We start from the raw sequence: 11,238 nt of genomic DNA, 5'->3' as shown, positions 1-11,238 counted from the left end.
TAATTATATCCAAGGGCCGAGACATAACCTAAATTTAAGTCCAAGTGCAGGGCTAGAACAAGCTTCAGCAGTGGTCCCTAAAGGCGACATATTAGTTCCGCACGGCCAAGAACGAGGCACTCAAGTCGTCGGTACTCAAACAGAGCACGCTGACGATTCGGCTAACAAGGCCGTGCCTGTCTCGACGCAAACGGGCGAAACGCATCTTACAGCGACCGATGCCATCGGCGCGCAAACCATTAAAGGTTACAATAGCCGAAAATGGCAGGTAGCTATCCCGACACCAGAGAGTCTGACAAGCGGTGCGCAAACGGGCAGTAATTATACCCAAGGACCGAGACATAACCTCAATTTAGATCTAAGTGCAGGGCTAGAACTAGCTTCAGCTGTGATCCCTAAAGGCGACATATTAGTTCCGTACGGCCAAGAACGAGGCACTCAAGTCGTCGGTACTCAAACAGAGCACGCTGACGATTCGGCTAACAAGGCCGTGCCTGTCTCGACCCAAACGGGCGAAACGCATCTTACAGCGACCGATGCCATCGGCGCGCAAACCATTAAAGGTTACAATAGCCGAAAATGGCAGGTAGCTATACCGACACCAGTGAGTCTGACAAACGGTGCGCAAACGGGCAGTAATTATACCCAAGGACCGAGACATAACCTCAATTTAGATCTAAGTGCAGGGCTAGAACTAGCTTCAGCTGTGATCCCTAAAGGCGACATATTAGTTCCGCACGGCCAAGAACGAGGCTCTCAAGCCGATGGCACTCAAACAGAGCGCGCTGACGATTTGGCTTACAGGGCCGTAACTGTCTCGACGCAATCGATGGCTACCCAAACGGGCGAAACGGATCTTGCGCCGACCGATGCCATCGGCGCGCAAACCATTAAAGGTTACAATGGCCAAAAATGGCAGGTGGCTATCCCCACACCATTGAGCCTGACAAACGGTGCGCAAACGGGCAGCAATTATACCCAAGGGCCGAGACGTAATCTCAATTTAGGGTCAAATGCAGGGCTCGATTCGCGGCTCGGGCTAGCCTCTACCTTCGATGGCATTGAGGATTTATCGGTACTGCAGCCTAAGGGTGAGATGTCGATCTCTGCAGATCAGATTACCTATGAGATGAATATCGGCATTGGTGCTTTAGCTAGTGTTGAGCGCAGTGAGGCTGAGATACGCATTATTAGACCGCAGCTGGAGATCAAGACTCCTCCGGCTGCCACCTCGACTATTGCTCTGCCGGCTGCCACCTCGACTATTGCTCTGCCGGCTGCACCGCAGGTTGTATCGCCGACGACATCGGCAGTTACATCGATATCTAAGGCTACCCTAAAGGAGGGCGTCTTGGCGCCGCAAAAAAGTGCGCCTAAGCCTGCATTTGATTTAAACAAGATAGAGTCACGTATAGTGGGTCGTGCGGGTGGGCATATTCAATATAAGGTGCCTAAGTTCTTAGATCGTCCAGAAGCGGGCACCTTTATGGGTTCTTGGCGGCCGATCCCTGAGTCACTGCAGGGGAAACGGGATTCAGTCGAATTTGCGGCGTGGCGTGAAAATGATTTAGCACAGTATTTGAAGAGCTTGAATACTAAGGTCTTATTGACTCAAGGGGCTGTAAGTATGCGCGGCCAAAATCATTTTGCTGGTAAAATGAATAATGTCCGGGAACGAGCGGAGATTAAGTCTCAGTTAACGCCAATAAAGCACATGAACAGAGCCGATTACTTGCAATTCACGGGTTTAAATAGCTCCAATGGGCGTACACATTTACTCGAAACTCCCAGTGGGAAATTACGTGTTACGCCTCCTGTAACGTTAAGCAATTTGGTTTTAGCGCCTTGAAATAATGACTCGCTTCTAGACTGATTATCAATTGAGAAAGATTAAATCATAAGAGTTCAGGTTTAATCTTTTTTTTTCTTTTGTAGTGAGGTTTCAGGATTGAGTACGCTTAAATTTCAAATCAGAGTGAGGTATGTCTTGTATATAGAAATCAATTCACCGCATCGATTACTGCCGCAGATCGCCTTTAAAAAAGATCGCCATTCAAATGTGATCAAGAAGTCTGAGCTGTTGATTTATAGCGATGCTAAAGCATTACTTGCCACGTTAGAAGACAGAGTCGAGCAATATCAGCACATGCTTGAAGAGCAAGTGGTACAGCTGATTGAAGAGAAAGAGTTGGCGCTCAATCTGCACGTAACTACTTTGTCTAATGAGAAGGCTGAAGAATTACAGGCTGATCAGGCGCGTTGGTTTGACGAGGCGAATCAGCGACTCGTCGATCTGTTGGAAGAACAATACCAAGGCCTTATCCAGTTGAAAGTTGAATTGAAACAGCGTATTGCAGCAGCCGTAACATTACGTCTAACTGAACTGAGCATGAATGAGACGTTGATTGCTCATTTGGTGGAATTGCTCCATGCAGAAATAGACGATGAGGGCAAAAACTTGGTGGTAGAGCGAGCTTATGTTGATGGATTTGCCGTGTTAACGATCGAAAATGAGGATAATGTGATTAGCATTGAGACAGAGGCTATTGTCGAAGCACTGCGTTCTAGTCTGGAGTCTATATGATTCAACGTCTGCGTCGGCTTCCTATTCTGTTCAATCCCAGCAGTGTAATCATAGCGTTTACCTTGCCAACCATTATTCTATTCACCCTCCCTGGCGGGGTGATCGATCTATTTATTTTAATTAGCTTCATCAGTTCTGCGCTCTTGCTGGTGATCATGCTGGAGAATGACCAACCTTTGCGGGTGACCTTTTTACCTACGATAGTTTTGTTGCTGACGACCTTTCGCTTGCTATTGTCGATTGCCACCACCCGTAACATCATTGCCAACGAAGATGTAGGTAATGTAATCGAAACCGTGGGTGAATTTGTGATGGGTGGGAACCTTATTTCGGGGCTACTTATCTTCATCATTATCACCATAGTGCAATTTTTGGTGGTGACCAAAGGCGGTGAAAGGGTCGCAGAGGTTGGGGCTCGATTCTCACTGGATGCGCTGCCCGGCAGGCAGATGACGATCGATGGGGATTTAAAGAGTGGTCTCATCACGGGTGAGCAAGCTCAAAAATTACGTGCCGATTTAAGCACTGAAAACCGCTTATTTGGCTCACTAGATGGAGCGATGAAATTCGTCAAGGGCGACGCTATCGCTGGGATCTTGATCAGTTTAGTGAATCTGTTTGGTGGCATTTATGTGGGGGTCAATCAATTTGATCTCTCCTTAACTGACAGTGTGAGCCGATTTTCGGTACTGACAATTGGTGACGGTCTGGTCTCACAGATCCCAAGTCTCTTGCTGTCTATTGCTTGTGGTGTGTATCTCACCCGTATTAAAGGGGACGAAGAATCTAGTTCATTTATGGGGCAGATGGCCAAGCAAGTGAGCCGTTTTTGGAAAAGCCTACTGGTTATTGGCGGCTTGATTCTGGTGTTAGGTTTACTGAGCCCAAGCCTATTCTATGTGTGCATCACACTATTTATACTCTGCACACTGAGCGCCTTCTTATTATGGCGAGTCCAAGGTAAGCCAAAAACTTTGATATGCACCGAGATTGCCGGCACTGGATTATATGAGTCGCTCAACTTTGTGCTGCGCGAGCCTCAATATAGTGCTCTGGTGGGCATGAGTCTCGAACGGCTTGAGCAAGCACTTTGGGGACAGGCTCTTGGGGCGCCTTTTATAACCGTAGACGAGCAACTGAGCGCCGATATCGAGGTCCATATTTCGGGTATTCGCATCTACTCTTTCTCACATGATGAATCGTTAGAACTGATCGAAGTGCTGGGTGATGAGGTGTTTGTGAAAGATGCTGCTACTCAAAACGTCGCCACTATAGTGCAATATTTTTTGCATAAGTGTTTAGTCGAAAAATATAACCTCCAATACACCAGCAATATTATTCAAGGGCTTGCGAATCAAAGCGAAGTGATTAAAAACGAGATAGATTCGGCGCTCGGTTTGAACCGTGTTCACGATGTGATTAAAGAGATGATCCGTGCACGGGAGTTTTATCTCGATCGGGTGACCTTCTTTGAGGCGTTAATCTATTGGTCGCGCATCGATAATGAGCCTAAAAATTGGTTAAATCGGATCCGTCATCAAGCTAAGTACGAGATCACCTCTCGCCTAATGAATGCAGAAGGGAAAATTTATGTTGCCCTGTTGAGTTCTGAACTGACTGAGTGTATTGAAAGTTTTGTCATGGGGGAGAGCGAGGATCTGGACAGCTTAATTGAGCTTCAGTCGGCAGTACGTAAGGAAATTTTGCGTATGACCTCACTCTATCGCAGTAAACCGACCATAGTAGTTAATGACAATGAAATTAATTCGGTTAAGTCCTTTTTTCAACAGGTAGTGTCAACGATTTCAGTGTGTAGTCATGGTGATATCGCCGACCCTAGTTGTGTAGTGAGTTCCGAGCCACTGCAAGTTGTGATCTAAGCCTATGTCGAATGAATCAACTGAACCCAAAAAATATCCACCCACGGAGAAGAAACTTAGGGAATTAAGGAAAAAAGGCCAGTTTCCTAAAACAGAATTGGCAGAGCCGACCATGGAACTGGTGGTATTTGCGTTGATATTTGTTGGTAGCATTTATTTTATATTTGATTCGGCCAATGAATGGTTCGAGGTGATGCTGTATGCTGATGTCTCGACGGGTTTGGACATTATTTATGTTGTAATTTCCTGGGGTATATTTATTCTATTAATGATTAAACTCCTCATGGCGACCATTAGTTGGGTTATATTGAATAAAAATGTGATTAATACCGAATCTTTAGGTCTTAAAATGGAAAAGATCAGTCCTGTTACTGGGGTTAAGAATATATTCGGTATTGAGGCCATATCCCGCTCACTGCGTAAGGTTTTGGAATTGGTTTTTTTGTTATTCTTATTAAAATATATATCAGATATCGGCGGTGGTGAGTTAACCGTATTAGCACAAATAAATAATTCATCATATTTTATTTATAACTTAATGTTGTATGTCGGTTTAGTGTCATTATTGTTTTTTGTTTATGGTGTCAGTTTAGGCTGTGTGGATTTTATGGTGGAGAGATATCATTTTAATCATAAAAACCGTATGACATTCACCGAAATGAAAAATGAAATGAAAGAAACCGAAGGGTCGCCAGAAATGAAATCTGAGCGTAGGCGACAAATGCGCGAAGTCATGGAAACACCTATGACCAAAGGGCGTAAGCCAACCTTTGCTATCGCAAATCCAACTCATATTTTAGTGCCAATTTGTTATGACCGCTGGATAGATAAAGTGCCTGTGGTACTCAAGATCACTACGGAAGCATTTGCGTTAGAGGAGCGTCGTAGATTAGAAGCACTCAACATCCCCATCTTAGAACATAGAGGGTTAGCGAGGGCATTTTATAAAAGTATGCGCACGGGAGAAGACTATATTCCTAAAGAGTTCTACCGTGACATAGCGATTATTCTCTTAGAACTGAACAGGCGGGAAAATGCAAAAAAAGGGTAAATTTTGGCTTTTAATTGGGGCTATGCTTGGACTCACATCATGTGCTCATAATGTCAGGGAGGATTCTATAATATGGGATCATGAGTGGAAGCAAGATATATATAATTTACTGTTTTCCGAGGTTGATGATATTGACCATATGCATTATTGGATGAAGAGACAGCCTGAATATTTTGATGGCTCACCACATCAGACAGCCTGTATTGAAGTTTCTGTGCCAGCTCACCCGAGTCGACATTATTTAGCTAACCTGCATACCTATGCTTTAAGTGAGGTTAAAAATTGTGAAGCAGATTATTGGCGCTATTCAAATTTTGTCGGCGCAATGAGCAGAAATACCTTTGCTGGACAGGGGAACTCGACGGCTGCGGCCGCAGATAGGCAACAATCCATGGGCGGAGATAATTTGAATTCGACTAATGGGGAATCTTGGATATCGGACGATGGTGTGTCTTGGATATTAGCCGATAGCACGGCTTGTGCGGCTGCTAATGACGTCGATTTCTGTCGTACACGCTCGAAACATCAGCGGTTAGTGTTCCAGGGGTTATTTCTGGTAAATGAGTCTGCGCTCACGCCATCAGGTAAGAATATGTTGGTGCGCATGATGGAAAATCTACGAGGGCAACCCGTGGAAAGTATATTGGTTTATGGCATTGCCGACTCATCGGGGCCCTATGCGACTAATCGTCGTTTAGCCGATGCGCGGGCCAATAGCGTGAAATATTTTTTACAAACTGAAGGTATGGGAGATACGCCCATCTTGTTACGTGGCAGTGTTGAAAACGGTCTGCCTACTGCCGAACAACGTGTGACTCAGCGGCGTTTTATGATTGAGATGAAGTTTAATTACGATGAAAAATAAGAAATTTACCCTATTAATGATGGAATTTACTCGCTTAGTGCAAGGTGCATCAATATCGTTAGATGAACACCAAGCATTACTCTGCCGTTTTGGTGAAGTGAACTGTCGGATTGAGGATGCCGCCCGCGTCGGCCTCATGAATACCATTCTGATCATGGTTGAGCTCGATATTGATGGTTTCCCCTCCGAGGCTGCCTTGGATATAAATTCCGATTTTTCAATGACATCGGGTGGTTACATTGCCAAGTTTAAGGCAAATGGCTATTTCTATATACGGGGTATGCCTTTGCCGGATCATCCGCAAGGCTTGTTAAAAGCCTTGAGCGATACTGTGGTCATCGCGAATACATTGAGACAAGAGTTGAACTTGCATGTGGCTAATTGAATTTGTTGAAGGGCATTTGCAGGGTGTCATTCTACCCATAGAGCCTAAACTGGTTATTACAGGATCGAATGAAGGGATTGATTCTGATACTCTATATATTCCAGAGGCCCTGCCTGCAGGCGCATGTTGGGCGTTTTTTAATGATGGTAACGGCATAGTCATTAAGGGAATAAAAAAGGCTGACAAGTCGAAAAAGCTGCGGGCAGGGCATATCTATCGTATGCGAGGCATAGCCTTTTTTGTCTATCAACAAGGCAAACGTAATCCACAATGGATGAGTTATCTTATTCGGAAATACAGCGCATTGATTATGTTGACTTTGCTGCTGAATATTGGCTTAGGCGTAGGTATCTCGATTGCATATCAAGTTAATCAAGATGCGCAGCTGGCTGAAAGATTTACCCAGCTTAATGGTAGTTACATTAAAAATGGCAAACTTAAGGTGTCTAATATTTCTGCATATGCCGCTTTGCCTCTGGCTTGGCAAGCAAATGCAGAACTAGTAAAGGGGACGAACTTTCAGCTACTCTCGCAACCTGTGGTGGAAATGGTATCAAGCTATTCGAAAAAGCCTATTATTAGCAAGGTCATAGAAAATACGGATCGTGATCAAATCCAAGTCGAGACCTTTGAGGCGGATAATCGCATCATGGCGGTTTTAGGTGAATATGGATTGTCATTTAATAAATTGAATGGCACTTGGTTTGTAAGTGATAGTGCTAAGGCGATAATAGTTCTGCGGGCTAACGGCTTACAGGAGAGTATTCCCTTTATTTCTGCACGAAACGCCAGTACTCAAGTGATAGACAACGTCAATTTTCCTTATTCGATTTTCTATTCATCGACATCCAGAGGCTATTTATATGACGATAAGTACCGTTATTGGGTTGGCAGTAATGTACCGCGTCTAGGTGTGATTCAATCTATCTCACGTGACAAGGTCGTTTTTAAAGACAGTGATCAAACCCGCATTTATTTTATTCAACCATAATAGGAAAATTCAAATGTTAGATATCCAAGCTAAACCTATCATTAGTGTTATGTTTGCGCCAGAATCCGAGTCTAAGGCACTCGAATTGGCCTTGAGCCAACATCCCGTTGCGGACAAAGCCTTTAAGGCATCGCCTTCTAACTATTTATTTTCAGCGGGTAGTCGAGACCCTCTGAATCTAATTGATATAATCCTGTCTAAATATATTTCTGAACAAACTCAAAGTGCCGAAGCTAAGGCCGATAATATCTCGCTAAAGTCAGAGGCCATTGCCGAGATTAATCGCCTATGGGGGTTAATTATGAGTGATCGATTACCCAATACTAAGCCAGGTGATAATAAAACTACTAAGTTAAATGAAGGCAAGGCTGCGGGATTTTTGAGTGAAATTGATAATATTATTAAGACTAAACTCGGTAATTCTGCGGGAGTAGGAGAGATTGCGGGTACAGATTGGAACACTAAGACCGTAACTTATGATCAACTTCAATCGATGAATGCGACTATGACGGCATATTGCGACACAATACAAGTTGATTTGGATACCGAACAGCAAAAATTTAAAAATACCATGACTGAAATCACTTCTGCCCAGGAAGAGATCCGTGATGTGCGTCGTTCGATTATCTCTGTTTCTCAGGGAGGCTAAATAATGCGTATCGCGATAGATGTGGTTGTTGCTAATTGTATTATGACACTGGATGAGCTTAATAGCTTGCAAAAAAGCCAAATTAAACCCGTAAACGATTTCGTTCAATCTGAAGTGTTATTAAAAAGTGGCAATGAACTGATAGCTACAGGAACCTTAGTTAAAGTTGATGACCAGTTCTATGTTTCTATCGAGCAAGTGAATAAATTTAACTGATTGTATATTTATGCATTATTTTTATAGCTGTTAATGCAGGCTTAAAATCTGTTATCTATACATAAATCGATTATTAAAGGCGCAAGTGTATTCTAGGATACTTTGTGCCTTTCTGTTAGCTAGTGAATTGGATTAGCCTGTATTTATCGAATACAAAACAAAGGGAGGGAGGGCTTTGCGATAGTTAGTGTATCGGCTTTTTGACTCTATGTGTTGGTCATGTTTTTCCTAAGCAATTGATTATTCTTTACATAAAAAATCACATAATTGTAGAGGCATTAAATTAGGGGAAAGCTACAAACCTAAAAATTTTGAGTAACATTTGAACTAGTTATTCAGATTGTAGAACATGCGTAGTTGAACTGCACTAATATTTTTGAACTCGATTAAGTTTAACTACATATTTAATTTGATGAGGACTTATGCCAATAAATGCTAATTTACCTTCTATTATTTCAGCGAAAATGGACCTTCAACCAGTCCAAAATCTAAGACCCGAAATAGACATTGTATCGGTGAGAAATTTACCCCGAGAGTCTGTAAATCCTCTTCCTTCAATAGTACCAAATAAAAAAAAGAAGAGTCGAACTCAGAAAAAGATAACCAAGCCTACAACAGGTTCTTTATTAGCAAAAAGAGCAAAACACTCCTTCAACCCAATTGGCGCAATATCTCGATCTAAACCTGCAAGTGGGCAAAGTGATGAAACACATAAGCCACTGCATTTACCGCCGATCATGAAACAAGCTGCAGAGACTGGAGGTTCAAATAGGGAGACAGTCAATATTCTCGACAAACCTTTACTCGAAAAAATAGGTGATATTACTTGTGGTATGATCCAAATGTCACACGATAGTGAAAGCATTACGTCGAGTATTGTTGACTCTTCTATACCTCATGTTAGTAGCTTAACAACAAGAGGTTACGAGGGGGAGTTCTATGTGACAGATCAATGTAACGCCCCAATACCACTTGTTCATGTTCCCCTTGTTCACAGTACAAAAATGTGGGGGGAATGTCGATTTACTCTTGAAATTGACAATGATAGCGTATTGGAACTGATGACCCCACCATTTCTAGAAAGTGAAAGCGTTAAAGGTCAAGATTTTTCAAATTTAGTTAAAAAATATAGAACGGATGTAGGTAAACTTCTGCAAGAAATATCAAAGGCATATGGTACAGACTTTGAAGTTCATCCTGAATGCGAAGAAAAAATAAGAACGATGCTCTTTAACTCAAAAAAATATAAAGATTTTGAAAAATCAAAGGAAAAGATTGCGCATTTATCAGGAAATGCGCTCGAAATGAGAAAAGAGAGCATTAAACAGGACGAAAAAAGATGGGAAAGCGGCAGAAAGCTTATTAGAACAATTCGTGGCCTTAGTGATAAACCTTATGCTTTAGCAAGCAAGATGGCGACAAATCTAACGGGTGGAGTATCAAAAACGGTTCAAGTCAATGTCGGCCAATCTTATAAAAACTTGGTGAGCTGGGTTAGTTTGAATGCCGAGGCCATATCGACAACGAAGGGAAACAAAGAAGAGCTACAAAAGCTAGCTGGTGCAGCAAGTCAATGTAAATTTCAACACTCACACAAAGATACTATGCAAGGATTTGTTCTGCATTCACTGATAGGACTTCAAGAATTGAATTGTAGGAAAAATGGGGTACAGAAAAATGTAGGAGTAATGCTTCATCCAAAAACTAGCCCAGAAGATGGCTTTTGTGCTCTGCCTATGATGAGTGAAGAGGCATTTAAAGAGATAAAGATTGCATTACTCGAGGCCAACAAATCAATGAGGGGAGAGTTAAAATACGTTAATCATTTGATTGAAAACTTAAATGATATTTATGCCACGCGATTAAAACACGAGGGTGGAACACTCATCATCGAAAGAAACAGAGAGTTTAATGATGTAGAAATTAAAAAACAAGAGAGATGGCATACGATGAACCGTCCAGACACGAGAGTTTCAATACCTATAATGAAAACTGGTAGTGTGATTGAAGTAGGGACTGTATTTGAAATAAGGGATGTTAATGCTCCTATTAATGTGGTTACATAAAGAAGAGGTTTTTGGGGGAGTTAATCTGTGTGATTCATAGAGATCGTTTCAATTTTCTCAGCTCTAATTCAAGCCTGTAGTTTTGTTCTTGAAGGGGTTCTTTTGCTGGCTCATAAAGCTCCTGAACCTCTTCAGAATAAGGCATTTGCTCAGCCACTTCGAAGTATCGCTCCATGGTTTTTTTCCATGCTGTGCGCTCACACAGTTAATCAAAACTCAGCTGGGTAGTGTTCAAATTTCTGTGTCATTTCTTTAAGCTATACCAAAAAGAGATGATTTATGACCACACCTACTTTTGATATCAATGCTGCCATTCAAGCGCTACGTGAAGGAAAAGACCTCACAGGCAAGGATGGCATCTTAACCCCTTTGATTAAGCAACTCACTGAAGCGGCATTAGTTGCTGAGTTGGATGGCCTTTGGCTAACCCTGATACGGTTAATCGTAAAAACGGTAAAACCACTAAAACGGTTAAAAGCCCCATTGGCAACTTCGAGCTCAACACGCTCAGAGACAGAGCGGGCACCTTCGAACCTCAATTAGTCAAAAAG

The 11,238-nt window shown here is 42.6% G+C and carries 9 protein-coding genes and 3 pseudogenes; 11 read left to right on the top strand and 1 reads right to left on the bottom strand.

The window, feature by feature from the left end:
* The 10 genes and pseudogenes from ACHA99_RS09890 to ACHA99_RS09845 all read left to right on the top strand — a co-directional run.
* Nucleotides 1-1,849 (top strand): annotated as a pseudogene (locus ACHA99_RS09890) (hypothetical protein); the annotation flags it as partial.
* 138 nt (nt 1,850-1,987) lie between these two features.
* On the top strand, nt 1,988-2,584 hold the full coding sequence (locus tag ACHA99_RS09885) for a hypothetical protein (protein ID WP_393942486.1): 597 nt from the start codon (nt 1,988-1,990) through the stop codon (nt 2,582-2,584).
* The gene (locus ACHA99_RS09880) at nt 2,581-4,464 is read left to right on the top strand and encodes an FHIPEP family type III secretion protein (RefSeq protein WP_393942484.1); all 1,884 of its coding nucleotides are present in this window, start codon (nt 2,581-2,583) and stop codon (nt 4,462-4,464) included. The genes ACHA99_RS09885 and ACHA99_RS09880 overlap by 4 nt, the downstream gene beginning before the upstream one ends.
* Before the next feature lie 4 nt (nt 4,465-4,468).
* On the top strand, nt 4,469-5,515 hold the full coding sequence (locus tag ACHA99_RS09875) for a flagellar biosynthesis protein FlhB (protein WP_393942481.1): 1,047 nt from the start codon (nt 4,469-4,471) through the stop codon (nt 5,513-5,515).
* 151 nt (nt 5,516-5,666) lie between these two features.
* Nucleotides 5,667-6,380, top strand: a complete 714-nt coding sequence (locus ACHA99_RS09870; protein ID WP_393942479.1) for an OmpA family protein — start codon at nt 5,667-5,669, stop codon at nt 6,378-6,380.
* Nucleotides 6,370-6,765 (top strand): hypothetical protein, encoded by a 396-nt coding sequence (locus tag ACHA99_RS09865; RefSeq protein ID WP_393942477.1) that lies wholly within the window; start codon nt 6,370-6,372, stop codon nt 6,763-6,765. The genes ACHA99_RS09870 and ACHA99_RS09865 overlap by 11 nt, the downstream gene beginning before the upstream one ends.
* Entirely contained in the window at nt 6,752-7,756 is a 1,005-nt protein-coding gene (locus ACHA99_RS09860; RefSeq protein WP_393942475.1) for a hypothetical protein, read from the top strand. The genes ACHA99_RS09865 and ACHA99_RS09860 overlap by 14 nt, the downstream gene beginning before the upstream one ends.
* Nucleotides 7,757-7,769: 13 nt before the next feature.
* Nucleotides 7,770-8,405, top strand: coding sequence for a hypothetical protein (locus ACHA99_RS09855; RefSeq protein WP_393942473.1), 636 nt, complete (start codon nt 7,770-7,772; stop codon nt 8,403-8,405).
* Between the two features lie 3 nt (nt 8,406-8,408).
* Nucleotides 8,409-8,621 (top strand): FliM/FliN family flagellar motor switch protein, encoded by a 213-nt coding sequence (locus ACHA99_RS09850; protein WP_393942471.1) that lies wholly within the window; start codon nt 8,409-8,411, stop codon nt 8,619-8,621.
* Between the two features lie 422 nt (nt 8,622-9,043).
* Nucleotides 9,044-10,687 (top strand): hypothetical protein, encoded by a 1,644-nt coding sequence (locus ACHA99_RS09845; RefSeq protein WP_393942469.1) that lies wholly within the window; start codon nt 9,044-9,046, stop codon nt 10,685-10,687.
* Between the two features lie 34 nt (nt 10,688-10,721).
* Here ACHA99_RS09845 and ACHA99_RS09840 read toward each other — a convergent pair.
* Nucleotides 10,722-10,871: pseudogene (locus ACHA99_RS09840) on the bottom strand (IS481 family transposase); the annotation flags it as partial.
* A gap of 95 nt (nt 10,872-10,966) precedes the next feature.
* Here ACHA99_RS09840 and ACHA99_RS09835 point away from each other — a divergent pair.
* Nucleotides 10,967-11,238, top strand: a pseudogene (locus tag ACHA99_RS09835) (transposase); the annotation flags it as partial.

The organism is Shewanella sp. S23-S33, assembly GCF_043359565.1.
Classification (GTDB): domain Bacteria; phylum Pseudomonadota; class Gammaproteobacteria; order Enterobacterales; family Shewanellaceae; genus Shewanella; species Shewanella oncorhynchi.
Note: the sequence above shows the minus strand (reverse complement) of the source record. Positions and strands in the feature narration are given on the sequence as shown.